Consider the following 25415-nt stretch of genomic DNA (forward strand, 5'->3'; position numbering starts at 1 on the left):
TATGATGAACAAGCTTAAAATGCTTTTTATAGCGGTACTCGCTTTTACGTCATTAATTGATGCTAGTGAGCGAGTTTACTTGGCTCCGTTCAACACTATAGGCATAAACGAGGATCTCGGTATTACAGCCGAGAAACTCATGCACGCTTACATAGACGAAAACGGTCGTTTTGTTTTAATCAATTACGCCGAAAACGATTCGGTTGAAGCCGGAAACTACGAATCCATCAACAAAGTTGCGATTCAGAAAAACTGTTCCAAGTTCATTATTGCGGAATTTACACGTCTTGGTCAGAACGTCATTTCATCATTCAAACTCTATGACGTAAACAACGAAAAACCGGTTTGGAGCGACCGCCTCAAAGCCGCTAATCCAGACGATCTTGACCCGATTATCGAACGCGTCGCCAGAAATATCGGTACAAAGAAACAGGCTTCCGATGATGACGATATTTACACCATCACTGAACAAGAAACAAAACCTCTTAAGAAAATTGGAATTTCCGGCTACTTCGGTATAAATGTTGTTGGAGATCTGGAGATTACGCCCAACACCAATATGCTTGCAGGAATCGGCCTGTTTACGCTCTTGGATGCCAAACGTGTCTTTTTTGGTATAGACTTCACCTTGACCAACATGGGTGAAGAACTAAACAAACCAACATTCTATGATTTATCGCTTTCTGTTTATTATCCATTCGGAATGTCCAACAATACTCCGTTTGTCGGAGGTGGCCTTTCTTATAGTTGGCATATTACATTTGATGATAACGATGAACTTCCGTACACTCCAGAGGAGTTAAGCGCAAACGGACTTACCGGATTTGTGGGCGGAGGAATTTTGCTTAATCGCGCAAGCAGAGTCGCATTCCTCTTGCAGGCCAAATACTTCATCGACTTTTTCAACACACCTTATGTCGAAGAAATAGCTCCAAAGAAATTCAAGAAAACGAATAAACATATCCAAGGTTTAAAATTCAGCATTGGAATCGGATTCTAATTTTTTATCTTTAGCCGTGAAATTTCAGCCGAGTTTCACGGCTTTTTTAATTGAGGTTTATAATGGCTAAGAAGAATGATACCCAGACGAACATGTGGACCGGTCGCTTTGCTAGTGGCATGGCACAAAGCATGGTTGATTTAAGTTTCAGTTTGCAGTTTGATGCAGAACTCATCGAAGAAGATATCGAAGGGAGCATCGGACATGGCAAGGGTCTTGTTGAATCTGGAGTTCTTTCGAAGGCCGACTACAAGAAGATTTGCGATGGCTTAAAGAGCATCCTCGACGACTACCACGCCGGCAAAAACCTCTGGTGCGATAGCGACGAAGACATCCACATGGCCGTGGAACGCGTGCTCACCGAACGCATCGGCGCTCTCGGCAAGAAGATCCACACGGGCCGTAGCCGCAATGACCAGGTCTGCACGGACTTTAAGCTTTACATGCGTCACCGCGCAGCCGAAATCCGCGTTCTCGAAGTGGAACTCATGGAAACGGTTCTGGACCTTGCAAAGAAGTACTTTGGCAAGATGATGCCGGGTTACACGCACTTGCAGCAGGCACAGCCGATTTACTTTAGCCATTACCTCATGAGCATGTTCTTTGCCGTGAGCCGTGACGTGAAGCGTCTCGACAACTTCCTCGAATTGCACAGCCAGCTTCCGCTCGGCAGTGGCGCCATGGCCGGTTCTGCATTCCCCTACCACCGCGCTCTCGTAGCCGAAGCTCTCGGATTCAAGGACGTGAGCCCGAACAGCATTGATGCCGTGAGCCATCGCGACATGATGCTCGAATTCGAAGCTGACCTCGCCATCATCGCAAACACGATGAGCCGCTACGCCGAAGATTTTGTGAACTGGAGCTCTTGCGAATTTGGATTCCTCACATTGCACGATGCATTCTCCAGCGGTTCTTCGATGATGCCGCAGAAGAAGAATCCGGATTCCATGGAACTTATCCGCGGAAAGTCAGGTCGCATGCTCGGCAACTTTACGGCACTTTACACGCTCGTGAAGGGCGCTCCCCTCAGCTACAGCCGCGACTTGCAAGAAGACAAGGAACCGGTCTTTGACAGCGTCCACAACGTGAAGGTGATTCTCCGCGTGATGAAGGAAGCTTTGGAAACGGCACGCTTCAACTTCGAGACAATGCACGCCAAAATGCTCCCGGCGCTCCTTGCTACAGACCTTGCCGACTTGCTCGTGGAAGCAGGCGTTCCGTTCCGCGACGCCCACCACATCGTGGGAAGCCTCGTCGGCGATGCCGCACGAGCCGGTAAGCAGTTCACGGAACTTTCTGACGAGGCTTGGGCCGCCGCAGGCGTCCCGGACGTCGCCAAGATGAAGAAGACGCTTACGTTCGAATACAGCATCAGCAAGCGCAACATTGAAGGCGGTACGGGCCCGAAGTCCGTGAAGCAACAGTTCACGAAGGCCGCCGCCATTCTCAAGAAGATCAAGAAATAATGGATGCCCGCCTGCGCGGGCATGACGATGCGAGAAAAAGGTGACCCCGGCGCTTCGACAGGCTCAGCGACCTTAGCCGGGGTGACAGTGCAAAAAAAGAGACCATGAGAGGTCTCTTTTTGTTTAATGCCAAAGCAATGATTTTCGCCTTCCCCGTCAAGCGAAGACAAGCGCGAGAATGACTATATTTGCTTGTCTTTCACGCAGCGGACAGAGAATTCATTGGTAACATTGCGCTTGACTTCAGTCGGGCTGTTTTCATAGTAACTGATCCAAAATACAGTAGCATCGTTACCAACCTTCTCGTCAACCCAAAAATACGCACTCATCTTCAAGTCGAAATAATCGCCGTTCGTTTTACCGCCAGCGGCTTTCGCATCAAAGCCCCAAAAATTAAGACCTTTTGCAGTCTTGTCCGTCCAACCGGATCTAGAACGTAAATCTCTGCTCGATTGATCGATAAGCAAATTTTGGATATCCACAGACGTGGGTAAATGCCAGCCATCCGGGCAAACTTTTTGAGCGGCTTCAAATGAATAAAGTCGACCAAATTCGTTACATTTTTCCTTTTCGTCATTATAGCAATGGCTCCCCTCCACTTCGTAATTGAGGTTGTCTGCCATCCATTCATTGCCACCAATTTTCACTGTTCTATACGTTTCATTTTTGTATTTTAAAGAACCGTAATTATGAGGAATTTTTTCGATATACGAAGAATCTAAAGAACCGGAGACTTTAATACTTCCTTCCCTAGCAATGCAACGAACCGAGAGACCATGATCTTTGTAATAAAAACCATCCTGGAGAATATCAGCGTCATTGAGCAAACTCCAACCATAAGCAGTTCCTTCATCCTTGTTGTTTGAGCTCCAAAAATAAGTATATTTTCCCTTGCTCATAAAAGTTTCGCCATCGTTATTGCGACGCCCAGCGGCAAGCGCATTAAAACCAAAGCGATTTGTTGGAGATGCAACATCGTTATCCCAACTTTCAAGGGACTTCAAACTTGTTCCAGATTCTTCATTTCCGTTGTATTCATTTATATACGAAAGAAGTAGTTTCCAGTTTTGATTTGTCGGGAGTTCCCAGCCAACAGGGCATGCTTCAATAGCCGCGTTCCAGGAATACAGACGCCCCAACTTTTCACATTCCTTGTTATCATTTTCGTAGCACCAAGTATTTCCTTTGAGAGCTTCGGTGATATTGGTATCGGCATAACGTAAATTTTCAGCCATCCAATAATAGCCCGCAATATAAGCAACATTATACTCTTTGCCATCACGGGAATCAACAAGCTTACCATTTTTTATTTCGCTAACATTATATTCTGTAGATAACACTTTATCTTCACTGGAGCAACCCATAAAGCCGCTTACAGATAAAAGAGTTCCTAGAAGAAAAAATTTTTTAGAATTAAAAATCATAGCTAATCCTTTGTAAATAACGATGAATAAATTTATATTATTTTTTTTCTTGCGGGACAAGACGGTCTACAATTCTGAACAAATCGTTGTAAATTTCGAGGAAGTCTTCGATCCAAATTGGATCGTGTTCGCCAACAATATGGAATGTTTCTTCGAGCGTATGCAGCGAATTGTAAAGGCCGACCATAGAACTTGTCGGTTGCACATAACCGCCACTGTAGACAGACGTAGCAACAACGCGAGCGCGGTAACTGCGGCGGAGGCGCGCAATCAAGGCACTGCGGAGAGCCAAAAGTTCGTCATGCGCCACGAGGAATTCTCCTTTCTGGATCCATTCTTCGACAATGTTCAAGCGACGATTGATTGAATCGCGTTCGGTTGCTGGCACAAGCATTTTCTTTGTCGAAAGCGTCGAACGGATTCGCCCAACGATTGTGTTGAGCAAATCGGCATTCCAGAAAATCATCGGCGGGCGTGCATCCCCAGTATTGGTCACAAGGGCGGGTTCATGCGCCTTGATCCAGCGTTCCAGTTTTTCGGCAACAAGCTTCGCTTCGGGATAGCGGTCCACAGCCACATATTCCTGACCACGTGTGCAAAGTGTATCCGCATAAACCATCCGCCAATGCGAAAGTTTGCCAGTCTTGCGAATGGCATCAATACGCTCCTTGATTTCGGACAGCTTTTCGGAAATCGCTTCTTCCATTAGCGAGTCACCTCAACTTTAGCGGTTTCTTTTTCGATGTTGTTCGACTGGAGCGGAGTGACACCGATTTCCACGCGACGGTTCAAGCGGCGGTGTTCTTCGCTATCGTTCGGGTACTTCGGGCGGTGTTCGCCAAAGCCAGCGGCAAAGAGTCTATCGGGCGGAAAACCCATTTTGATAAGCATCTTGACCACGTTCACGGCTCGTTCCGTTGACAGATTCCAGTTGGTATAAGTCTTGGATTTCACCGGCGTATCGTCCGTAAATCCGCTCACCATGATGACATCCGTAGAATCAAGAGCATCCAAAAGGCCCTTGCTAATCCCGCGAATCACGCCTTCGCCTTCCTTGGTGAGGTTGGCTCCGTTAATCGGGAAAAGGAAACTGGCCTGGATCTGGATTTTACCGTCTTCGAGCGCGATAAGGCCTGCTTCGATGGAAGTCTGCAAACTCTTGGACAAAAGCGCATTGCGTTCAGCCGCAATTTTGCGCATTTCTTCTTGGCACGAGAGAACTTCTTCTTCGGTACGCGTCAAGTCTTCCGCTTTTTGTTCCTTGAGGGTCGCCATCGCCACAAACGCAAGGATAAAGAGCGAAACGAGGGCCACGCCCAAGTCCGTGTACGCCATCCATGGATTGCTATTTTCGTCTCTATTGCGACGCATGATTAACCTTCAGCTTTAGGTTGAGCGGGAATTGCAGAACGCTGTGTCTGTTCGAGCACTTCGAGCAAGATTTCCTGAGTCTTGACCGCATTTTCCATGAGCACTTCGCTTGCGCGTTCGTGGAAGGCTTCGAGAGACTGGTTGAGGTGTTCGACAAAGTTGTCTTCTTCTTCGTGTTCAGCGGTATCGCCGGAGAGTTTTTCGAGAATCGTTTCGAGGCCGCTACGCAACATTTCGAGGTTGGCGCTGAGTTCGGACTGGTTCACGCGCATAAGTTCTGCGGTTTCCACGATGTTTCCGCCAAGAGCATCCGTAGCTTCTTTTTCCTTGACAACGCGATTGTCGATGCTTTCGGTAAGCGCCTTTTGAGCATCCAAGAGTACAGCAGATGTCTCGGAAAGCTTCTGGAATGCACCGAGAATATCGGAGGAAAGTGCACCGAGCTTTTCGGAAACGGACTGAGAAAGTTCCGCAGATCCGGCCTGAGCCTTTTCGGCAACTTGCAAGGCAACGTTCTTGAGCGTTTCCAAGCCTTCGCGCTGGGAATCCACGTTTGCAGTGGTTTCAGATTCGAGACGTTGCATAAAGTTTGTCCACTGTTCGCTGGACTGCTTAACTTGTTCTGCAACGGAATCACCAATGCTCTTAGAAGCTTCATCCATTGCATCTTTAGTAAGGTATGCCACGTCCATGGTGCCTTTCGCCACATCTTTAAGTCCATCCTTAACATCAGCGGCAACGCCATCAAGGCCTGCTTTAACTTCAGAGGCGACCTTCGAAAGTGCGGTTTCCACATTGCCAGAAACGCCTTCGAGCGAAGATTTAACGCCAGAAGAAATTCCATCGAGGCCTGCGTTCAATGCTGCAGAAATACCATTGAGCTTTTCGTCGAGCTTTGCGGGAATCGCCTCGACCGACTTGGAGAGGGCTCCAATATTTTCATTAATCGGGTTAAACGCATTCGTAACCGATGCACCCACAAGTTCACCAAACTTCTGGGAAGATTCGTTCATGTTGGCAACAGCACCCGCGAGAGAATCGTTGACCGTCTTAATCGATGAAGTCATTTCTGTAGAAACTTTCTGAACCGATTCCACCACATCTTGGTTGAGTTTCGAAGTCATGGAGGAGAGTTCCTCGCCCACCATAGAAACAACGCCTGCCAAACCTTCCTTGACCGAAGAGGCTATCACAGACAAATTCTTTTCAACAGAATCAAAGAGACGTTCAAGTTCATTCTTATCTTTTTCGATAGCGCCCTTTTCGCTTACGGAGTCTTGCATGTCGAGCGTAAAGGCATCGAGGTGAGCCATGAATTCATCGCGCTTGGAGCTGAGCACCGTGCGGCTCGCGCCCAAAATCAAGGCCGCGAACAAACCGCAAAGGCTTGTACCGAAAATGCCCTTCATGTTCTGGAAAAGCACCTGGATGGTATCGAGCGTTCCCTGCGTGGTAGAATTGTCGATAGCGCCGCCGGCCGTTGCCACGGACTGCATAAGACCGAAGAACGTACCCATAAGGCCAAGGAGAATCACCGTAGAACCCACGCTGCGGTTCAAGGGAATCGAAGAACCGGCCGAAAGCACTTCAAAAGCAATCGGCGAATCAAGGCGAATGTCCTTTTTCAAAAGTCGCTTAGCCATTTCAATGCGCTTGCCCACGACACCCTCATCCAATTCAGGATAAACGTGTTCGTTTTCGCAGGCGTCAATGATATCGTTCTCGGCCATAATCTGCTTCATCTTGCGGATTGCAGAAAGCTGTTCGACCAAATAAACGGCCATTATGGCGATCATGATTATCCAACCGAATGCAGGTGCGCCAAAGTAAAGAGCACCAGCGATAAGGGTTGCAAAACCCACCACCGTTAAAACAAGAATCGTATTGAATGCATTTTTCATTTTTTACCTACACATTCTGCGCCTGATAAGGAGCGACTGTTTCAAACAAGTTTAACTGACCGCGAGAGAACCCGCGAAGGAAAAGGGACCATTTACTCTGGTACCATTCGATAATTTGCGTTGTAAGGCCTTGCGCGTAATCACAAAAGTCATCCGTAAACGCCAAGAAGCAATTTTCGTATGCGTAATGCGGATTCCAGAAACGCCCGACATTCCTTGCACAAGACATCGCGGACGAGTAATAGCGCACCGGACCTTTCGAAGAGAACGCTGCCGCAAAACGTTTTTTCGCAAGCGAATTGAGCGAAGTACGGAGCGAGACGACCATTGCGTTTTCTTTTTCGCGCAAGGAAGCTTCCAAGCACGGCAAAAGTTTAGACACCGGATCTACCGCACTTTCAGAAAGCCAATACTTGCAGAGTTTTTCTTGCAACTGCATCACGCGGCCGTGCATACGCACAAACAACGGCTCAGCATCACTCACCAACAAATGAATCGTCGCTGAATAAAAGTTGTTGATGTCCTGCTTATTGTTCTTGACGGTAAGCGCCCAGCCCTTCTCTTCGTCATGGACCAAAAAATCACCACCTTCAAGCAACAGGCGAAGCACCTCGTCGGTCGAGAATCGCTGGATCCACTTGGCGCGGAATTCGCTGTAAAGTTTTTCGCAATCCTTGAAAATTTGCGGAAATCCGGATTCGCAAAGTTTCCATGCGGATTCGCTGAACGAAATCAATTCGGAACTACCAACATTGGCGCTCGGATTGTTTAGCATGGCATCGAGATGTTCAAAGAGCGCGATGGACCAGGTGACCATCATGGATTGAGAAAGTGTCGCAACAATAGCCGAGCGATTCGGACGAACGGCCAAGCGAACGCTTGCCCCTGTCATCTTACGTATGGCTCTACGAAAAGCTTCTTCCACGACTACCCCTTAAAAACGCGACTCGATATTGTGCCACACATTGCGGCGGACTCGCTTTTTGGAAAGCTTGAGGTCGGCAGCCTCGCTGCGGATATCGGATTCTTGGTTGTTGCGGATCAAGTCCGTATCGCCATCGAGCTTGCCACCCGATTCGAGATAAAGTCCATAGACGTTTTCGGAAACGCTAGTGCCATTCGAAACAATGTGGCCAGCCCTCACGGAAATCGCATAGCGGTTGTGCGCAAAAGTGCAATGCGACAAAGTGACATCCGGACTTTCATCGACCCAAAGACCGTAGTAGTTATTGAAGAAGCTCACATTTTCAAGCGTACCGCTGGAACGGAAAATCGTATTGCGGAACGCATTTTCCACAGTCAGGTTCTTGATTTCAAAAGGACGAGCGCTCGACATAATGTGGAAACCATTCCAGTTTGCCACAGAATCCGCACCGCTAAAAACAACAGGCTTGTCGTTCGTGCCAGCAATTTTAATGGCCCCTTGGATCATGAGTTTGGCAAACTCGCCCATGAGAACAGTCACACCCGGTTCAATGATCAAAGAATCTTTTTCGCCGACAACCACACCCTGTTCGAGCACATAAGGGCTATCCTTTTCTTTCAAAAGGACCTTGCCGTTTTCGGCAACTGGGAACGGCATACCTGAAGCAAACAAAGCACTAGCGGCAAGAACAGTCAAAATAGAGGAACGCATAAAGCTACGGATCATTGCTGGCTCCTCAATGTGATTTTCTGATTGACATTCAAGCTCGGGAGCGTGTCGCCCGCAACGAGGTCGCGCACATCAAGAACGGCGACAATATTCATTTCAGCTGAAGAAATCGTTCCGTGAGTCACATCAAAGAGAACCATTCCGTCGCCAACAACATAGTCGCTGCTTTTCAGCTGCAAATTCGAAGTTGTATCCGGCAATTCCAAATACTTCATGCCCATGTGAATTTTAGCCATGCGAACGCCGTCTTGCAAAAACACATCCTGTAACGTGAACGTCTTATAAACTGTTGTGGTGCTGTTGCCCTTGCCAAAAATCGGCATTTGGCGTTCCCAGGTTTCACCAAGCTTTACCGGCTTTTCGGGGAGCAGCGGCTGCGCCTTGAGGAAAAGCGGAATCAAGTTGAGTTCGTCTTCAGAAGGCATGTCCAAGGCATTTTCGATGGTCGGATCGGTAATGATGCCATCGTGATGAAGCTTGAACTGGAAATTCTGAATGGAAAGATATTTTTCGATATTGCGGAACTCATCGACGGAGCGCTTGTCGCTTGTGTAATCGACGGAATCGATTTTCATTTCGAAGCGACCAGAGCCATTGTCGTACGACATGAGGAGACTCATGGTACTGCGGACGCTCACATGCGTGCGCATAGATTCAGGAACATTCACAGAATCGCCCGGCAAGCTCACGTTCAACGTAGATTCAAGAACATACGACTGCGGGGCTACAGTCTGCGTGTTAAAAGCAAGATGAATTTCGTTCCGTTCGCAGGAGCAAAGAGTCAATAAAGCAATTGAAAGCGCCGAAAAAGCGCCAAACTTGATAAAATTCATGCAGTGAATATAGTAATAGTAGGCAGAACTTAGTCCGCTCCGCTCTTAGAACTTAGTTATTTTCTTTTAGATAGAAAGGAGTGTTCTAAGCTCTAGACACCCTTATTGCCGGAATCGCCTTTTTCGAGGCGCATTTGCTGGAAGAATCCTTTAAGGAGGCCAAGGCATTCGTCGGCGAGAACGCCACCCGTGACTTCTACAACGCGCTTGAGGGCATTGCCGGTAATGACATCTATTGTCGTACCGCAGCCGCCAAAGCGAGAATCCGGGGAGCCATAAACCACACGGGAAACGCGGCTGTTGAGGATGGCACCAGCGCACATGGGGCACGGCTCCAGAGTCACGTACAAAGTACAACCATCCAAGCGCCAGTTGTCGAGCGTGCTTGCGGCAGTGCCAATGGCAATAATTTCGGCATGGGCGGTTGCATCCTTGAGCTGTTCAACCTGGTTGTAGCCCTTCCCTATCACGACTCCGTCTTTCACAATAACGCAACCGATGGGGATTTCCTTCATGTCAAAAGCAATCTGCGCCTGACGAAGCGCCATGCGCATGAATTTTACGTCGTCGGGATTCGGGGTTTGTGGCGCGAGGTCGTTCGCTTCGCTCACTTTGAGGTCTGAGGATTCTTCTTTGATTTTTACGTTATTCATACTACAACCTATTCCTTTTTATTGCCGCTTTTACGACGATAAAGCATATACTCAACATAACCTCGAGGAAACATAAAGACAAGCCAAAGCCCCAATGATATAAAGATTCTTCCCAAAACACCACAAGAATTTCTAAAAATATAAAAAACACAACCAAAAATTATCGGCAATGCAACCAAACGAATTTTCCATATTTTCGGTTCATTGTACGGATGTTCATTGCATCCCATCAAAATTGGAATTACCAGCCCCGCCACAAAAAAGCAACCAAAAAAAATTTCATCAAAATGTAATGTTATAAAATCAGTCATTTTTGCATCACTACCAATTAGACTTATTTGAACTGCTGATTTCTTCAAGATTTTTCAATTTTTGTTCGTATTCGGCTTCCTGTTTCGAGGTATCTTTTCCTTCGCGTTTTTCACGCCCTACTTTCATAGCCATATCAAAAAGTTCATCCGCATAAAATTGAGATTCTTCCGATGATATCAAACTACCGGTTTCTTCGAAATTTTTCACCTTTTGTTCGTATTCGGCTTGCAATTCAGAAGTATTCTTCCCTTCCCGCTTTTCCTTGCCAATTTTCAAAGCCATATCGAAAAGGTCACCCGCATTATCACTAGCGTCACCTGGCGAAACTTCCCAAGGCGGAGCTTGTTTTCCAAAAGACCTCCCCAGAAAAACAATTGGAAGCTCTATAAGCCAAACCAATAGCGTAATTCCAAGCCAGTTAAAGATATTAGGCAAATTTATATAACAGTACGCTTTTTCACCGATAAAGAACTCAAAAAAAAGTATAACTCCAAAAACAGGGAAAGAGCCTAACCAAACAATCCACTTAAGATTGTCCCGTTCAACAAATTTCTTTGTTTTAAGCAGAAAGGGAAGAAGAATATAAATCAAGTATATCCAAAAAAGCGACCACATAGTCATCACTTAATTCCGCGGCCGTACGCGCAATACGAATCTTCCTGCATGTAGTCGCCTTCGTGGTAGTAGGCGGCACGGGCACGGCAGCCGCCACAACGGTCGTTGAACTTGCACTTGCCACAAGCGCCCTTGTAAGCCTTTGTACGCAACTGCTTGAAAATTTCGGCGTTCGCCCAGATTTCGTCAAACGGCGTATCGTGAACATCGCCCGCTTCTTCCATCATGTACGCGCACGGACGCACCTTGCCAATCGGGCTTACGATGCAATAGTCGAGGCCCGCGAGGCAGCCACGGCTGTAACGCGTCTTGATATCGAGCTGGTCTGCAATGCGGAGAAACTGCGGGGCGCAAGTGGGCTTCACCGGGATTCCAAGCGTGCGGCTCTTTTCCATAATCTTGCGGAGGAGGCCTTCGTATTCGGCAACGCGAAGCGCATGGTCTTCGATTTCCTTACCGCGACCGACCGGAATGAGGAAGAAAATCTGGTGGTTCACGGCCCCGATTTCCTTGACCCAGTCCATGATATCAAAAATTTCGTTCTGATTCCAGTCCATGATGGTCGTGTGGATCTGGAACGGGAGGCCAGCCGCCTTGCAGTTTTCGATGCCCATCAACGTGAGTTCAAAGGCATTCGGGAGGCCTCGGAAATCGTTATGGCGTTTGGGATCGATGCTATCGACGCTAATGCCCATCGCCATGGCGCCCGCTTCCTTGAGCTTAATTGCGAGGTCATGCGTGATGAGCGTTCCGTTCGTACCAAACACCGGGCGGAGTCCACGTTCGCGGGCATGGGCCACAAGTTCCACGATGTCTGGACGGGTCATCGGTTCGCCACCGCTAAAGATCATGATTTTGAATCCGGCCTTGGCAATTTCGTCGATGAGTTTGAGCGCTTCTGCCGTTGTAAGTTCGGCTGATTTATTTTCGCCAGCATCCTGGTAGCAGTGTTTGCACGTCAAGTTACACTTATTCGTTGTCATCCAAGAGACAATCATGCCATAGACCTCAATTCAAAAATGTTTTTCGCCACTAAAAAGCATCTGTAATAAATACAGTGTATGGCGATCCCCGAACACTTCGGCTTAGCTCAGTGCATCGCGGGGATGACATTGCAAATATAGAAAATGCCCGGAAGTAAAAATCCGAGCAACGCAATAATACCCATTGCGATTAAAAACCGCGAATGCGTTTACAGCTCATTTGCGCCGTTTCTTCATTGTAGACATAGATTGTATAAGGATGTCCCGGAACAAGTTCCGCATCGCATATTTTCAAAGCACCACTGGGGCATCCTCTCCCAGGCGTAAGGGTCGTTTTACGCTGAAAAGGAATAGAACCATCTTTACATTCCGTAAAATTTTCTTCAGACGATTCGTAACAAATGTGATCAACAGGCTCTTCAACAGTATTCTGATCACAAGAATAAACGTTACTGTTACTCGAAGAATCACTGCAAGCAGAAAGAACCGCCGCAAAGATTACAGCAATGCCAAATATCTTTTTATTCATTATAGATCCTTTTAAATATTGCTCTATACAGAAAAAGCAAGATTAAATCATTTTAATGAGCAAAATTTTGATACTTACTGCAGTCTGCATTTTCAAACAAAGGGCCATACGCATACAAAGTAAAATCTATTCCATTTTGTGTGGAATTACAAACCTTCGATGCATTACCAGGGCATCCAGAACCAATAGTTGTAGTTACGCCCGATGAAGACATATCAAATCCGGTATTTTTACTGGAACACGCTGCCCTTACATAGCTATCATCCTCCGATTCAACGCACATATGCACATCAATCCCCAAAACGACACCTTGCAAGTCGCAGGAAGTCACTTCCTTTTCGTCTTCGCAACCGGTAAAAAAACAGCAGCGGCAAGCACAGCTCCAATGAATATCTTTTTCATTTCAACTCCTTTTAACAATTTAAAATTAAATATATATAATTCGGCATTGTGGAAATCAGGGAAGAAAAATGTTTATAAGCGCAATATCTTTGCTGAATAAAAAAGCCCAGCATTAAAATGCTAGGCTATTAAGCAATTTCTTTATTAAACCATTCTAGACAAAATCAAGAATGATGTAAAAACTAGAAATCGAAAGTATCGCAGGATTCACCGAATGCATAAATTCCGTAAATGTATGTTTTTCCACCATCCTTCTTTGGGCATTCAAGCTTAGCACCAGAAGGGCAGCCAGTGCCAACCGTAGCGGAGCCACCAATTGCACTGTATGTCGTGTTCTGAGTTGCACAAAACTTATTTGCAGTTTCAGAATCAGAAAATTCTAAGCAGAGATGTCCGGACGTATCCCCAGCACTACCCATGAAAATATCACAAGAAACCTTGGAACTGCCATTAGCAGAGGTTCCGTTATCGTCATCGCCACAAGCGGTAAAGGCTGCTGCGCATGCAATCATGGATGCAAGTATAATTTTTTTCATATTACTCCTTTTTTTAATGTTAGAACAAACATACAAAAATAAAAAAACAAAAAAAACTTTTTTGCAATATTCATATAAATTTACAAAGCAGCTCTATTTTTTCGCTAAAAAAATTATTTCAGCAACTTTGTAAAAAAAACGAGCATATAATCAATTTGTTTTCATCAACATAATTCCTCAAAAAACTATCTTTATTGAAAAAACAAAAATATTTATGAATAGAAGAAGAGTCGTTATTACTGGTATGGGTGCGGTGACCCCCGTTGGCAAGTCCGCCCCTGAACTTTGGGCATCCATCAAGCAAGGCAAGTGCGGCATCGGCCCAATTACGCTTTTTGATGCAACAAACTGTCCTGTGAAAATCGCAGCCGAAGTCAAGGATTTTAAGCCCGAAGAACACGGCATCGACCCAAAGGAAGCCCGCCGTATGGCACGCTTTACGCAGTTCCTTGTCGCCGCCGCAAACGAAGCGGTCAAGGACGCAAGCCTCAGCCGCGAAATGCTCGCCGAAGATACAACAGGCATTGTCGCAGGTAACGGTCTTGCCGGCATGGACGTTGTCGAAGAAACTTATTGCAAGTACCTCGAAGGTGGACGCCGCCGCGTTTCGCCGCTCGCCATGCCAGAGCTAATCGCCAACGAAGCGTGCGCAAACGTTTCCATTGCACTTGGCATCACGGGTTCTGCACACACAGTCTGCACCGCCTGTGCCTCCGGCACGGATGCCATCGGCGTTGCCCTTGACTCCGTTCGTTCTGGCCGCTTGGATATTTGCCTCGCCGGCGGTTCCGAAAGCGCCATCACGGACTATTCCATCAAGAGTTTTGCTGGCATGCATGCGCTCACCGACAAGTTCAATGACGCTCCCGAAAAAGCTTCCCGCCCCTTCGACAAGGACCGTTCCGGTTTCGTGATGGGCGAAGCTGGAGCCATTCTCGTGCTCGAAGAACTTGAACACGCCAAAGCCCGCGGCGCTAAAATCTACGCCGAAGTTGCCGGTTACGGTTCTTCTGCAGACGCCTACCACATCACGAGCCCGCGCCCGGGTGGAGAAACTTGCGCCAAGGCCATGCTCAAGGCCATGAAGGACGCAGGCATCGCCCCAACGGATGTGGACTACTACAATGCCCACGGTACCTCGACGCACCTGAACGACCTCACCGAAACGCAAATGCTTAAAATTGCTCTCGGCGAACACGCCTACAAGATCAAAGTCTCTAGCACCAAGAGCATGACCGGCCACTGCGTCGGTGCAGCAGGCGTTATCGAAGCGATGATCAGCACGCTCGCCATCCGCGATTCGTTCTACCCTGCAACAATAAATCTGGACAATCCAGATGCCGAATGCGACCTCGACTACGTGCCGCACAAGGGCGTCGAAGGAAACATCGACGTTGCAGTGTCTGCTTCGCTTGGTTTCGGCGGTCACAATGGCATTGTCGTGATCAAGAAGTTCAAGGAATAAACGCAAGTACAAGAATCAACCGGATATGTCGGATAAAAGTCGAAAGAGTATAGCGATTTTAATGGCTGTGTTGCTGGTTGTGCTAATCAGCATCATTGTCGTTGGAATCCGTAAGCAAGGTGTCTATGATTCGACTATCCCGTTGAACCACGGCTGGACGCTCATATTCCATGGCGACACGACAGAAATCGAATCGACGGAAAAATACGCTATAGCCGAGCACATTCTCCGCGGTGACTCGCTCATTTTAAAGCGAAAACTCACGGCAGAAATTCCCCAAACTCCGGTCCTCCGCTTTAAGACCTATCAAACTTTTGTAGAAGCATATCGCGACGGGAAAAAAATTTACTCCAACAGCGAAAGCAATTACAGAAATCACGGCCTTGTCGGAAGCGGGATTCATTTTGTTTATCTAGGCATATCGTTAGTCAAAGACAGATCGTTAGAGCTAAAGTTCTATTTCTCGGAAAACGATGCGTGGAATATTCTCCCGTCCTTCGAAATCCTTCCTGCAAAATACGCCTACAACGACTTTTACGCACGACATTCTATAGCATTGGTCGTTGGGCTATTCCTATTGCTTTTCGGCATATTGGCTCTGTTCCTAAGCGCAGGCATGTTGTTCTACAAAATGAGATTTTTCCAACTCATGATGATTGGATTTTTGTCGATTTGCCTTGGCATTTGGACGCTGTGCTTTACGAAACTTTTCCAGCTGTTCTCCTATGATTTCACATTCAATACCAATCTTGAGTATGCCGCCCTTTACATATCTCCATTGCCACTTTATTTGCTATTGCTCCACATGCGTTACAAGCAAATTAGCAAAACGCTATGGTCGGGCTTAATCATTGTTGCAGGCCTTGATTTACTGATATTTGCCGTAACAACCATCCTGAACTTCACAGATGTCGTACATTACCCGCAATCCTTGTGGGTGTTCCACGCCTATGTCATTTTATGCATCGTTTACCTGTTTGTGACAATAATTTCGAATAAGCATAAATTCGACGCTCCGACTAGAATCTTAACAGCAGGCGTATTCACATTCGGCACATTCGCCATACTCGAACTCGTCCGATTCCATGTGATGACATTCTTCCATTTGGAGCATACAATACTCGGCATCACGTGGCTCCCAGCAGGAACACTTTTATTCGTCCTTCTGCTTGTCATGAGTTACATTGTTTACACGTACCGCTTGATGTCGGTAAAAACCGAGAAAGACTTGTTGAAGGAAATTGCTTACAGAGATTCGCTGACAGGAATTTACAACCGCGCCAAAAGCCAGCGTATTTTTAAAATACTCGACTCGACTTCCGCAGATTTTGCCATCGTGAGCATCGACATGAACGGCCTTAAGCTTATCAACGACCGCTATGGGCACAACGAAGGCGACCGGCAGCTCAAGGCTTTTGCAACCGCATTCCACGACGCCTTTACCGAAGTTGGAACAACCATCCGCTTGGGCGGCGATGAATTTTTAGCCGTCGTGCGTCAAGAGCACATTGCCGATGTGAATATTGCTTTAGCAAAGATGGCCGAACTTCAAAAAGATCTTAGCGCAAATTTACTTATGCCACTAGAAGCAGCCTACGGTGTTGCCTACAGACATGAATTTTCAAAAGATAAAAAAGGCCATTCAAAAGATATCGCTCAAGTCGATTCCGTAAAAGTGTATCAATTAGCAGACGAACGCATGTACGCCATGAAATCTGTGATGAAATCTACACTCGTACGACTTTGAAAAAAATTTACTTGACATCCGTTTGAAGGAATAGGTATATTGACATGCCGCCCGTTGAGCAAAATCAATTAGGGCGAACTTTTGGTGTATGAAAAAAGTCAAGATATTCCTGCCCTGTATTTTACTAGCGCTCGTGGCGATTGCCGCAATATTTTACGTCCATGAACGCCCAATGAAGGAATACCAAATTGACGGCATGCAAGTTTTCGAAATAGCGGCAACCGACAAAAACAAACCCGTAATCCTTTACATTCACGGCGGCGGTTATACGCTTGGCATTGCACAGACACACTGGGACATGCTTGCCGAACTTTCCAAAGCAACAGGCTGCGGCATCGTGATGCCCAACTACCCTCTATTGCCAAACCACACCGCTATTGAAGCACACACGCTCGTATTGAAACTCTACAGAGAACTGACAAAGCGCATCCCAGCAAGCAGAATCATCATTATGGGCGACAGTGCCGGCGGTGGATTCTCACTTGCGCTTTCGGAAGAAATTACAGAACAGTCTCTCCCCTTGCCCATGCATATCATCTTGATTTCGCCCTGGGTCGATATCACTGGCGGCGACAAATCCATCGAAGAATACGACAACTGGCTCCATATCGACGAACTTCATCAGTTTGGTTTATCTTGGGCAAACGGCATGGATGCACACGATCCGATGGTATCGCCTCTTTACGGCAACATGCAAGGGCTCCCGCCCACCGACATTTTCGTAGGCACGTGGGAAGTATTCTACCCCGACATCGTCAAATGCACCGAGAAGCTTAAAGAAGCAGGCGTCAACGTCACGCTCCACATCGGTGAAGAATTGGGGCACGTCTATCCGCTCTATCCAGACACAGACGGCAAGCAAGCCCGCAGAGCCATCGCAGAAATCGTCAACCGCAGCGCAGAAAGAACGCAGCAATTGGTTTTGAACGAACTTCTGAAAACGACCACAAAACGTTTTTAATCAAAAGAATCTGTTCCTTGTTATAATCATATTTCCAAAAGCATCACAGAAACTTTTGGAATAACTATATTTTGCCCCATAAACAAAAGAAGGAACAAATAAATGGAAAAGCAACCTACAACGGACAAGCAACCAGTAATAGCACAGCAATTAAAGCAGCCCAAAAATTACACGAAACTGATAATCATTGCCGTAATCGCCATCGTAATGATAATTCTTTTCAAGTGCAACATCGGTTACAACAGTGCGACGCAGTTGCTCGTCAAGCAGTCTCCGTTCGGTACGCTATCGTGCATCGACCACGCCGGTTTCTACTTCAAGGGTTTTGCAAGCATCTACTCCTACGACAGAACTAAAGACTTCTATTTCAATTCCTCTACCGAAAAGGTTAAAGGCGAAGGCTGGGAAGGCGGCGACGATGACGAAGACGACATTTCCGTAACGCTTTCTCGAAACGCAAACGCAGAAATTAGCGGCTACCTCAAATACCAGCTCCCGACGGACTGCGATGACCTCGTAAAGATTCATCGCGAACAACGTTCCGACAAGAAACTCAAGCATGACCTTGTTAGAAACTCCGTGCTTTCGGCCGTTAGAAAAACCGCACCGCTCTTCACCGCTGAAGAAGCCAAGGTGACAAAGATTGCTGAATTCAGAAGAATCGCCGAAGACCAGCTCACGGAAGGCGAATACCTCACCACGATCGAAGTGCTTACCGAAAAGGCAGGTGAAGACGAATTCGATTCCGAAGGAAAGATCATCAAGAAAGCCGAAACTCAAGAATACAAAGTAACGAAACTGAAACTGGACTCGAACGGTAACCGCATTCTCACCAAGCCCTCCGCACTTCGCCTTTACGGCATCAGGGTGGTGCAATTCGAAATCCAGAATGTCCGCCTCGACCAGAAGGCTCAACAGCAGCTCGACATCGTGAAGGACCGCGAAATGAAGCGCGTCTCTAACGCTACCGCAGCAGAAACCGCAAAGCAGGCTGCCATCACCGCCGAAGCCGAAGGTAAGGCTCGCATCGCTCAGGCCAAGGCCGATCAGGAAGTGGAAAAAATCAAGGCCGTGACGCAAGCCGAAAAGGAACGCGACGTGGCCGTTCTCCAAGCGCAAAAAGAACAAGAAGTCGCTCGCCTCGAAGCATTGAGAGCACTCGAAGTCGCAAAGAAAATCAAGGCCGAAAAAGAAGCTGAAGCAGCCGCCAACAGGGCTCTCGTCAGCGCCGGTTTGACTCCGCAAGAACGCGCCGAATGGGACTACAAGACGAAAGTCGGTGTTGCAGAAGCACTCGCCAAGTCCGCACACCCGCTCGTCCCGGAAATCATGATGACGGGCGACTCCAAGGGTGGCGCAAGCACCGCCATGGATGCCGTAGGCTTGAATATGCTTATGGGCCTTACCGAAAAGCTTTCGAAATAAACGGCTCTACGAAGCCTTCATCCTCGAAGCCTGTCATTCATTTACGCATGACTTGTTCGCCTCGGATATAGAAACATGCAAGCATGTTTCCGCATCACTCGGCTCTGCCGTCATTCTCGACCGAAGGGAGGGAATCCATAATTTTTCGTGCTCACAATTACGACAGGACTCTGTAAATCATCCCGCCTGATGAGGCGGGATTTTTTTCTTGGCGTTGAAACCTTTTTAAAGAAATTTATATCTTTCCATCAAGCATATCCCCGCCATTGATGGCAATTGAGCCTGAATGGAGTACCGCAAAGGAGTGTCGTATGTTTGAGAAGTTTATCAAGTCCTGCGTGAAATTTTCCATCTGCAGTGCAGCGTTGTTTTTCGTTTACCATCTATTCATCACGCAAAAGCTTGAAGAAGAAGTCCCTACAAACGTCAAGGAACAAGAGTAGCTTATGGAACAGAATAAAGATATCGCCGACATCCAGGCCGCCGAAGCAACTTCTCAAAAGAAGAAGAAGTTCATCCTTTGCTATCACAGTTTTAGCGTAAAAAATTTCAAGAAGGCTTCGGTCCAGATTCGTAAGCTTGCCGAAGCTGTGGGCTCCCCTATCAGTATTGCGGTGATTCCAGCAATGGGTGCAGCCCCGGAATCCGAAGCCGAGCAATTCCGTGAAGAACTCGAAAAGTTCGTGAAAGAAGGCTACGAGATTATGCTCCATGGCGCTCGTCATCGAGCCGATCTTTCGTTAAAGCGTAGCATTTCGGGCAAACTGGCCCTTTTGGTTTCGAACAACGAAGCGGAATTCGCTGGTATCGATGAACGTTTTACGCAGGCACTCCTCAAGCGCAGTCTCGCCTTGTGGAAGGCTCATGGCATGGGCAAACCATCCGGCTTTATCCCGCCTATCTGGTTCGGGAACAAGTACCTCAAGGAACAGGCTCTTGCAATTTTCGACTACTACGAAGATTTCCACGGCATTTACCAAAAGGTAAAGGGAAACATCAAGAAAACTAACTCAAGTACGCTCAGTTTCTCGATTTTGCCCACTCCGCTCCTCAAAATTGCGCAGACTTACGCTTGCCTCAAGATGCTCTTACCAGGTGGAGTCCACCGCCTTGTTTTCCACGACAAGGACTTTAGGACGATTGGTGAAAAACGCATTTTGAACATGGTTCGCTACATTTCGACCATGCGTGAAAAAATCATGTACAAGGACCTGTAATCACTTAAAGCGCAATTATGATTTTAAATAAGTTTTTATCTAAGATCGATTACAAGTCTTACGAAGACTTGTACAAGAATTTTAAGATAACTATTCCGAACAATTTCAACTTCGCTTACGATGTTGTCGATGAATACGCCAAGACCGAACCCAAGCGCGAAGCTCTTGTGTGGTGCGATGACAATGACGAAAGCCATATTTTTACGTTCAAGGATTTATCGCTCGCCTCCCAGCGCACTGCGAATTTTCTTGTAGAACAGGGAATCAAGAAAGGCGACCGCGTGATGCTTATTTTGCGCCGCCGCTATGAATTCTGGTTCTTTTTGCTCGCACTGCACCGCATTGGCGCTATTGCAATTCCAGCCACAAACATGCTTGCCGCCGAAGACTTGGAATACCGCTTTAACGCGGCCAAGGTCAAGATGGTGGTGACGTATGACGATCCGGCTTTGCAGAAAGAAGTCGATAAGGCTAAAGCTAAATGCGATTCTGTCGAAAAGCTCGTGACCGTAGGCCAAACGGCGCGTCAGAACTGGATCAGCTTTTACGATGACTACGAAATTTATCCGGCAATATTTGAACGCCCGACCGGGGACGCTGCGACGCACAATGATGATATCATGATTGTGTATTTCACGAGCGGCACGAGTTCGAACCCGAAGATGGTGGCGCACACTTATACGTACCCGCTCGGCCATATCGTGACCGCCAAGTATTGGCAGCATGTGGTTGACGGAGGCCGCCACCTGACCGTTGCAGAAACGGGTTGGGCGAAAGCACTCTGGGGTAAGATTTACGGGCAGTGGCTTGCCGGCAGCGCCGTGTTCACTTACGACATGACCACATTCATTCCGGGAAAGTTACTCGAAAAGATGGCAGAATACAAAGTAACGACGTTCTGCGCGCCGCCGACAGTGTATCGCTACATTTTGCAACATGGGATTGGCAAATACGATCTTTCGAGCCTCAAGTACTGCACAACCGCAGGCGAAGCACTGAACTTGGACATTTACAACAAGTTCTACGAGCAGACGGGCATCCGCATGCAAGAAGGCTACGGACAAACCGAACTCACACTTACCACGGGTAACTTTGGCTTTAGCGAACCGCACCCTGGTTCTATGGGCAAGCCGTCTCCAGGCTACCGCATGGAAATCGTGAACGCCGAAGGCAAGCCTTGCGCCGTTGACGAAGTTGGCGAGCTGATTATCAAGATTGATCAGGGCAAGCCTTTTGGCATGTTCGGAGGTTACTACAACGACCCGGAACGCACCGAAAAAGTGTTCGAGGGCGGCGTGTACCACACTGGTGATACGGCAACTCGCGACAAGGATGGATTCTTCTGGTTCGTAGGCCGCACCGATGACCTGATCAAGAGTTCCGGCTACCGCATTAGCCCCTTCGAAGTGGAAGAAGTGTTGCACAAGCACCCCGCCGTTTTGGAAGTGGCCGTGACAGGCGTCGAGGACAAGTCTCGTGGTCAGGCGGTCAAGGCAACAGTCGTTCTGCAGAAGGGCTACGAAGCGTCAAAAGAACTCGCCAAAGAAATTCAACTATTCGCAAAGAACATTGCCGCAAGCTACAAGAGCCCGCGCATTATCGACTTTGTAACGGAACTGCCGAAAACGATCAGCGGAAAAATCCGCCGTGCGACAATTCGCGACAAAGATGCCGCCGATGCATCGACAAGCTCAGCAACCGATAACGCAAACACGGGGAAAAATGAAAAAACCGCTGTAGAAAATGCAATGAGCGAAAAGTCTGAGTAAAAAACAAGATTCAAAAAAACGCACCCCTTGAGGATGCGTTTTTTTTTGAAAACTTCAAAATAGAATCAACTATTTATTAAGCGTATTGCAAAATTTATTAGCCATATCGACCAGGTCATCTATAGTATAATTTCCCGGCATTTCAGTCGGTTTCATACCTTCATAACCATAGCCTCCATAGGTTATTTTATAGCCATCATCTGTAAGCGTGAAAGTGCTTGTAGAGGTAACGCCAGCAACAGTTGTAGTTGCGGTTGCAGAATTATCCGTAGAGGTAACCTTGCAGGACGTATCTGTAGATGCAGATACACCATCTTCATCACCGCAAGCGGTAAAAACAGCTGCCGTAGCAAGAGCTGCAATAAGAGCCAATTTTTTCATTTTTATCTCCTTCTTATATTATAAAATTGGATTAGAATATATAAAATGTAATATTTTTATCACCATAAAATAACGTAAAATTTATTTTACAGTGACAAAAATCAAATAAAAAAACACCAAAAGGCGAGCAAAAAAAAAGTCCGACTTCCTAAGAAGTCGGACTTTTACAGATTTACTTGTTGTCGGCGCAGTATTTATTGGCCATGTCGAGCAGTTGCTCCTTCCCCACTTTTACATCAAATTCCTTTGGTTCAAGAGAACTTAGGGCTCCGCCATAAGTCATTGAATAACCGTTTTCGGTCTGAGTGAATGTTACGGAACCACCTTTCGTTGTGGCTGTAGCCGAGTTCTCGGTGCTAGAAACCGTACAATCGCTAGCATCAGTAACAACCGATGAGGCTTTAGAAGCAGCAGCGCAAGCAGAGAGAATGACCGCACTTCCAACAGCAGCAAGAATCATAATTTTTTTCATTTTTATTCTCCATCTTGTTGATTATGATACCAATAATATATAACATAATTCAATCAAGGTAAATAATAAAAATTTAACATTACAAAAAAGAGCCCAAGAAGGGCTCTCTTCTTTTCGCAAAAAAAACTCCGTTTATTTACAGCGTTTTGAACACCTTGCGGGCAGCTTCAATCGTACGGTCGATATCCGCTTCGCTGTGGGCGGCACTCACGAAAATCGCCTCGAACTGGCTTGGCGCCAAGTAAATGCCTTCGTCGAGCATCCCGAGGAAATAGCGACGGAAGAGTTCCAAATCGGATTTTTGCACATCGGCAAAACATGTAACCGGACCTTCGGTAAAGAAGATGCAGCCCATGGAACCCACCTGATTTGTCGCAAGTGGAATCCCTGCTTCAATTGCGGCATCCTTGAGCCCAGCAATCAAGCGTTTCGTCATCGCTTCGGCATGCACGTAATGCTGAGGATGCGTCGAAAGTTCGCGCATCGTTGCAAGACCTGCCGCCATCGCGACCGGATTCCCCGAAAGCGTTCCCGCCTGGTAAATCCCGCCGAGCGGAGCAATTTGCTGCATCACATCCAAACGACCGCCATAAGCGCCCACCGGCATACCGCCGCCGATAATCTTGCCAAATGTCGTGAGGTCCGGCTTAATGCCATACAAGCCTTGTGCACAATGAATCCCAACGCGGAAACCGGTCATGACTTCATCAACGATGAGCAAAGCGCCATGCTTTTTCGTCTCTTCCGAAAGCGTCTGCAAGAACTCGGGCTTCGCCGGCACCACGCCCATGTTGCCCGCTACAGGTTCTACAATCACGCCTGCGATTTCATCACCAATCTTATCAAAGAGTTCCTTCACGCCAGCAACATCGTTGTACTGGAGCGTAAGCGTATACTTTGCCAAGTCCGCCGGAACGCCTTTGCTGCTCGGCTTGCCCGTCGTGAGCATTCCCGAGCCAGCCTTGATGAGCAAGCTATCGCTATGGCCGTGATAGCAGCCTTCGAACTTCACAATCTTATCGCGACCGGTAAAGCCGCGAGCCGCACGAATCGCACTCATCGTCGCTTCGGTGCCGCTGTTCACCATGCGAATCATCTCGACACTCGGAACAAGCGACATCACAAGCTTTGCAAGTTCCGATTCCAAGCCGCACGGAGCACCAAAACTTAATCCGTTTTTCGCCGTCTCCGCAACCGCATTAATCACAGCATCGTGCGCATGCCCCAAAAGCATCGGACCCCAGCTGCCCACGTAATCGATGTAATCGTTTCCATCCACATCGTAGATGTGACTGCCCTTCGCACGAGCAATAAACGGAGGCGTAGCCCCCACGTTACCATATGCACGTACAGGGCTATTCACGCCACCCGGCATAAGTGTCTTTGCTTCTGCAAAAAGTTTTTCGCTTAATTGATGATTCATATAAACTACCTTAAAATCTCTAGTAACTAGCCCATAGGGCGAAGTAACTATCAACGAGTAACTCTTTTATTCCTTTACGACATGCACCACGCGCTGCGGGAACGGGATGGAAATTCCAACTTCGTCAAAGCGTTCCTTGACAGACTTCATATACTTGCAACGCATATCCCAATATTTAGCAGTCTTGACCCAAACTCTCATGTTGACGCAAACTGCGCTATCATCCAGCGACGAAACAAAGAAAGAAGGAGCCGGATCTTTCAATACCTCCGCATCGCTTTCGACAAGCTGTTTCATTTCGGCCATAGCCTTTTCCGCTGAATCCGCATAATCGATGCCAAACGTCAAATCCAAACGGCGCTTCGGATTGCGGCTATAATTGATAATGGGAGAACCCCAAAGCATGCTGTTCGGAGCAAACACATAAAGGCCATCCAGCGAAATGAGAATCGTATTGAAAAGCCCCACGCCCACAATTTTTCCCTTCAAGGAACCGCATTCGATGTAGTCCGATGCACGGAACGGCTTGAGGAACAGCAATAAAATTCCCGACGCGATATTCCCCAACGTGTCCTTCAACGCAAGGCCTATCGCAAGAGAAGCGGCACCAATCACAGTCACAATTCCCGCCGTATTCACGCCAAGAATGTGCAGAATCATGAGCAAGCCGACAATATAAATCGCATACGAGAACAGCGAATAAAGTAACGGTTTTACAGAAGCATCCGCCCCTTTCTTAATCGCAAAACTCAGAATGAATCGGATAATCGCCAATATAAGAACGATAGCGATAAGAACAATTGCTATTTCAATAGCATGCTGCAACAACACATTCTTTATCCCAATGTTCTTTAAAAACAAGTCAAATTCTTTCAT

The 25415-nt window shown here is 47.2% G+C and carries 26 protein-coding genes; 9 read left to right on the forward strand and 17 right to left on the reverse strand.

What is annotated here, in order from left to right:
• The first annotated feature begins 1 nt into the window (after window position 1).
• Both HUF13_RS05090 and argH read left to right on the forward strand, forming a co-directional pair.
• Complete coding sequence (locus HUF13_RS05090; protein WP_173474119.1) at window positions 2-1000, forward strand: hypothetical protein; 999 nt, start codon at window positions 2-4, stop codon at window positions 998-1000.
• Between the two features lie 62 nt (window positions 1001-1062).
• On the forward strand, window positions 1063-2466 hold the full coding sequence (gene argH / locus HUF13_RS05095) for an argininosuccinate lyase (protein ID WP_173474120.1): 1404 nt from the start codon (window positions 1063-1065) through the stop codon (window positions 2464-2466).
• 182 nt (window positions 2467-2648) lie between these two features.
• Here the strand turns inward: argH and HUF13_RS05100 are convergent, their stop codons facing one another.
• The 13 genes from HUF13_RS05100 to HUF13_RS05160 all read right to left on the reverse strand — a co-directional run bounded on the left by HUF13_RS05100 (window position 2649) and on the right by HUF13_RS05160 (window position 13679).
• Complete coding sequence (locus tag HUF13_RS05100; protein WP_173474121.1) at window positions 2649-3890, reverse strand: FISUMP domain-containing protein; 1242 nt, start codon at window positions 3888-3890, stop codon at window positions 2649-2651.
• A gap of 37 nt (window positions 3891-3927) precedes the next feature.
• Window positions 3928-4596 carry a hypothetical protein gene (locus tag HUF13_RS05105; RefSeq protein ID WP_173474122.1) on the reverse strand — a complete coding sequence of 223 codons (669 nt, stop codon included), beginning with the start codon at window positions 4594-4596 and terminating at the stop codon, window positions 3928-3930.
• Window positions 4596-5261: an OmpA family protein gene (locus HUF13_RS05110; RefSeq protein WP_173387426.1), complete on the reverse strand. Its 666-nt coding sequence runs from the start codon at window positions 5259-5261 to the stop codon at window positions 4596-4598. Before HUF13_RS05110 ends, HUF13_RS05105 begins: the two co-directional genes overlap by 1 nt.
• A gap of 2 nt (window positions 5262-5263) precedes the next feature.
• Window positions 5264-7162 carry a fimbrial protein gene (locus tag HUF13_RS05115; RefSeq protein ID WP_173474123.1) on the reverse strand — a complete coding sequence of 633 codons (1899 nt, stop codon included), beginning with the start codon at window positions 7160-7162 and terminating at the stop codon, window positions 5264-5266.
• A gap of 7 nt (window positions 7163-7169) precedes the next feature.
• Window positions 7170-8087 carry a hypothetical protein gene (locus HUF13_RS05120; RefSeq protein WP_173474124.1) on the reverse strand — a complete coding sequence of 306 codons (918 nt, stop codon included), beginning with the start codon at window positions 8085-8087 and terminating at the stop codon, window positions 7170-7172.
• Window positions 8088-8096: 9 nt separating this feature from the next.
• Complete coding sequence (locus HUF13_RS05125; protein WP_290925569.1) at window positions 8097-8813, reverse strand: NosD domain-containing protein; 717 nt, start codon at window positions 8811-8813, stop codon at window positions 8097-8099.
• Window positions 8810-9649 (reverse strand): hypothetical protein, encoded by an 840-nt coding sequence (locus HUF13_RS05130; protein WP_173474125.1) that lies wholly within the window; start codon window positions 9647-9649, stop codon window positions 8810-8812. The genes HUF13_RS05125 and HUF13_RS05130 overlap by 4 nt, the downstream gene beginning before the upstream one ends.
• A gap of 92 nt (window positions 9650-9741) precedes the next feature.
• Window positions 9742-10302 carry a tRNA adenosine(34) deaminase TadA gene (tadA, locus tag HUF13_RS05135; protein ID WP_304038838.1) on the reverse strand — a complete coding sequence of 187 codons (561 nt, stop codon included), beginning with the start codon at window positions 10300-10302 and terminating at the stop codon, window positions 9742-9744.
• 8 nt (window positions 10303-10310) lie between these two features.
• Window positions 10311-10661, reverse strand: coding sequence for a hypothetical protein (locus HUF13_RS05140; protein WP_173474126.1), 351 nt, complete (start codon window positions 10659-10661; stop codon window positions 10311-10313).
• Complete coding sequence (locus HUF13_RS05145) at window positions 10624-11229, reverse strand: hypothetical protein (RefSeq protein WP_173474074.1); 606 nt, start codon at window positions 11227-11229, stop codon at window positions 10624-10626. The genes HUF13_RS05140 and HUF13_RS05145 overlap by 38 nt, the downstream gene beginning before the upstream one ends.
• 5 nt (window positions 11230-11234) lie before the next feature.
• Window positions 11235-12227: a putative heme d1 biosynthesis radical SAM protein NirJ2 gene (gene nirJ2, locus HUF13_RS05150; protein ID WP_173474127.1), complete on the reverse strand. Its 993-nt coding sequence runs from the start codon at window positions 12225-12227 to the stop codon at window positions 11235-11237.
• Window positions 12228-12402: 175 nt separating this feature from the next.
• The gene (locus HUF13_RS05155) at window positions 12403-12741 is read right to left on the reverse strand and encodes a hypothetical protein (protein WP_173474128.1); all 339 of its coding nucleotides are present in this window, start codon (window positions 12739-12741) and stop codon (window positions 12403-12405) included.
• Between the two features lie 584 nt (window positions 12742-13325).
• A complete protein-coding gene (locus tag HUF13_RS05160; protein ID WP_173474129.1) occupies window positions 13326-13679 on the reverse strand; it encodes a hypothetical protein in 354 nt (117 codons plus the stop codon).
• Between the two features lie 214 nt (window positions 13680-13893).
• On the opposite strand from HUF13_RS05160, the gene fabF reads away from it, so the two are divergent.
• The 7 genes from fabF (at window position 13894) to HUF13_RS05190 (ending at window position 22263) form a co-directional block, all read left to right on the forward strand.
• Window positions 13894-15144: a beta-ketoacyl-ACP synthase II gene (gene fabF / locus HUF13_RS05165; RefSeq protein ID WP_173474130.1), complete on the forward strand. Its 1251-nt coding sequence runs from the start codon at window positions 13894-13896 to the stop codon at window positions 15142-15144.
• A 61-nt stretch (window positions 15145-15205) separates the two neighbouring features.
• Window positions 15206-16891, forward strand: coding sequence for a GGDEF domain-containing protein (locus tag HUF13_RS05170; RefSeq protein ID WP_173474131.1), 1686 nt, complete (start codon window positions 15206-15208; stop codon window positions 16889-16891).
• An 88-nt stretch (window positions 16892-16979) separates the two neighbouring features.
• Window positions 16980-17852 (forward strand): alpha/beta hydrolase, encoded by an 873-nt coding sequence (locus HUF13_RS05175; protein WP_173474132.1) that lies wholly within the window; start codon window positions 16980-16982, stop codon window positions 17850-17852.
• 102 nt (window positions 17853-17954) lie between these two features.
• On the forward strand, window positions 17955-19277 hold the full coding sequence (locus tag HUF13_RS05180; protein ID WP_173474133.1) for an SPFH domain-containing protein: 1323 nt from the start codon (window positions 17955-17957) through the stop codon (window positions 19275-19277).
• A 311-nt stretch (window positions 19278-19588) separates the two neighbouring features.
• Window positions 19589-19720, forward strand: a complete 132-nt coding sequence (locus tag HUF13_RS17260) for a hypothetical protein (RefSeq protein WP_304038840.1) — start codon at window positions 19589-19591, stop codon at window positions 19718-19720.
• 3 nt (window positions 19721-19723) lie between these two features.
• A complete protein-coding gene (locus HUF13_RS05185; RefSeq protein ID WP_173474134.1) occupies window positions 19724-20494 on the forward strand; it encodes a polysaccharide deacetylase family protein in 771 nt (256 codons plus the stop codon).
• A gap of 17 nt (window positions 20495-20511) precedes the next feature.
• A complete protein-coding gene (locus HUF13_RS05190; protein ID WP_304038841.1) occupies window positions 20512-22263 on the forward strand; it encodes an AMP-binding protein in 1752 nt (583 codons plus the stop codon).
• Between the two features lie 69 nt (window positions 22264-22332).
• On the opposite strand, the gene HUF13_RS05195 is transcribed toward HUF13_RS05190, so the two are convergent.
• The 4 genes from HUF13_RS05195 to HUF13_RS05210 all read right to left on the reverse strand — a co-directional run bounded on the left by HUF13_RS05195 (window position 22333) and on the right by HUF13_RS05210 (window position 25415).
• Window positions 22333-22644 (reverse strand): hypothetical protein, encoded by a 312-nt coding sequence (locus HUF13_RS05195; RefSeq protein WP_173474135.1) that lies wholly within the window; start codon window positions 22642-22644, stop codon window positions 22333-22335.
• Between the two features lie 172 nt (window positions 22645-22816).
• The gene (locus tag HUF13_RS05200) at window positions 22817-23116 is read right to left on the reverse strand and encodes a hypothetical protein (protein WP_173474136.1); all 300 of its coding nucleotides are present in this window, start codon (window positions 23114-23116) and stop codon (window positions 22817-22819) included.
• A 136-nt stretch (window positions 23117-23252) separates the two neighbouring features.
• Window positions 23253-24539 carry a glutamate-1-semialdehyde 2,1-aminomutase gene (gene hemL, locus HUF13_RS05205; RefSeq protein ID WP_173474137.1) on the reverse strand — a complete coding sequence of 429 codons (1287 nt, stop codon included), beginning with the start codon at window positions 24537-24539 and terminating at the stop codon, window positions 23253-23255.
• 66 nt (window positions 24540-24605) lie between these two features.
• Window positions 24606-25415: a mechanosensitive ion channel family protein gene (locus tag HUF13_RS05210; RefSeq protein WP_173474138.1), complete on the reverse strand. Its 810-nt coding sequence runs from the start codon at window positions 25413-25415 to the stop codon at window positions 24606-24608.

Origin of the sequence: Fibrobacter succinogenes (assembly GCF_902779965.1) — a bacterium.
GTDB classification, from domain to species: domain Bacteria; phylum Fibrobacterota; class Fibrobacteria; order Fibrobacterales; family Fibrobacteraceae; genus Fibrobacter; species Fibrobacter succinogenes_F.

What these genes read in the sequence shown, in the direction of transcription:
- HUF13_RS05090 (WP_173474119.1), top strand. Translation starts at nt 2, where the DNA reads ATGATGAACAAGCTTAAAATGCTTTTTATAGCGGTACTCGCTTTTACG.
- argH (WP_173474120.1), top strand. Translation starts at nt 1,063, where the DNA reads ATGGCTAAGAAGAATGATACCCAGACGAACATGTGGACCGGTCGCTTT.
- HUF13_RS05100 (WP_173474121.1), bottom strand. Translation starts at nt 3,890, where the DNA reads ATGATTTTTAATTCTAAAAAATTTTTTCTTCTAGGAACTCTTTTATCT.
- HUF13_RS05105 (WP_173474122.1), bottom strand. Translation starts at nt 4,596, where the DNA reads ATGGAAGAAGCGATTTCCGAAAAGCTGTCCGAAATCAAGGAGCGTATT.
- HUF13_RS05110 (WP_173387426.1), bottom strand. Translation starts at nt 5,261, where the DNA reads ATGCGTCGCAATAGAGACGAAAATAGCAATCCATGGATGGCGTACACG.
- HUF13_RS05115 (WP_173474123.1), bottom strand. Translation starts at nt 7,162, where the DNA reads ATGAAAAATGCATTCAATACGATTCTTGTTTTAACGGTGGTGGGTTTT.
- HUF13_RS05125 (WP_290925569.1), bottom strand. Translation starts at nt 8,813, where the DNA reads ATGATCCGTAGCTTTATGCGTTCCTCTATTTTGACTGTTCTTGCCGCT.
- HUF13_RS05130 (WP_173474125.1), bottom strand. Translation starts at nt 9,649, where the DNA reads ATGAATTTTATCAAGTTTGGCGCTTTTTCGGCGCTTTCAATTGCTTTA.
- tadA (WP_304038838.1), bottom strand. Translation starts at nt 10,302, where the DNA reads ATGAATAACGTAAAAATCAAAGAAGAATCCTCAGACCTCAAAGTGAGC.
- HUF13_RS05145 (WP_173474074.1), bottom strand. Translation starts at nt 11,229, where the DNA reads ATGTGGTCGCTTTTTTGGATATACTTGATTTATATTCTTCTTCCCTTT.
- nirJ2 (WP_173474127.1), bottom strand. Translation starts at nt 12,227, where the DNA reads ATGATTGTCTCTTGGATGACAACGAATAAGTGTAACTTGACGTGCAAA.
- HUF13_RS05155 (WP_173474128.1), bottom strand. Translation starts at nt 12,741, where the DNA reads ATGAATAAAAAGATATTTGGCATTGCTGTAATCTTTGCGGCGGTTCTT.
- HUF13_RS05160 (WP_173474129.1), bottom strand. Translation starts at nt 13,679, where the DNA reads ATGAAAAAAATTATACTTGCATCCATGATTGCATGCGCAGCAGCCTTT.
- fabF (WP_173474130.1), top strand. Translation starts at nt 13,894, where the DNA reads ATGAATAGAAGAAGAGTCGTTATTACTGGTATGGGTGCGGTGACCCCC.
- HUF13_RS05170 (WP_173474131.1), top strand. Translation starts at nt 15,206, where the DNA reads ATGGCTGTGTTGCTGGTTGTGCTAATCAGCATCATTGTCGTTGGAATC.
- HUF13_RS05175 (WP_173474132.1), top strand. Translation starts at nt 16,980, where the DNA reads ATGAAAAAAGTCAAGATATTCCTGCCCTGTATTTTACTAGCGCTCGTG.
- HUF13_RS05180 (WP_173474133.1), top strand. Translation starts at nt 17,955, where the DNA reads ATGGAAAAGCAACCTACAACGGACAAGCAACCAGTAATAGCACAGCAA.
- HUF13_RS17260 (WP_304038840.1), top strand. Translation starts at nt 19,589, where the DNA reads ATGTTTGAGAAGTTTATCAAGTCCTGCGTGAAATTTTCCATCTGCAGT.
- HUF13_RS05185 (WP_173474134.1), top strand. Translation starts at nt 19,724, where the DNA reads ATGGAACAGAATAAAGATATCGCCGACATCCAGGCCGCCGAAGCAACT.
- HUF13_RS05190 (WP_304038841.1), top strand. Translation starts at nt 20,512, where the DNA reads ATGATTTTAAATAAGTTTTTATCTAAGATCGATTACAAGTCTTACGAA.
- HUF13_RS05195 (WP_173474135.1), bottom strand. Translation starts at nt 22,644, where the DNA reads ATGAAAAAATTGGCTCTTATTGCAGCTCTTGCTACGGCAGCTGTTTTT.
- HUF13_RS05200 (WP_173474136.1), bottom strand. Translation starts at nt 23,116, where the DNA reads ATGAAAAAAATTATGATTCTTGCTGCTGTTGGAAGTGCGGTCATTCTC.
- hemL (WP_173474137.1), bottom strand. Translation starts at nt 24,539, where the DNA reads ATGAATCATCAATTAAGCGAAAAACTTTTTGCAGAAGCAAAGACACTT.
- HUF13_RS05210 (WP_173474138.1), bottom strand. Translation starts at nt 25,415, where the DNA reads ATGAAAGAATTTGACTTGTTTTTAAAGAACATTGGGATAAAGAATGTG.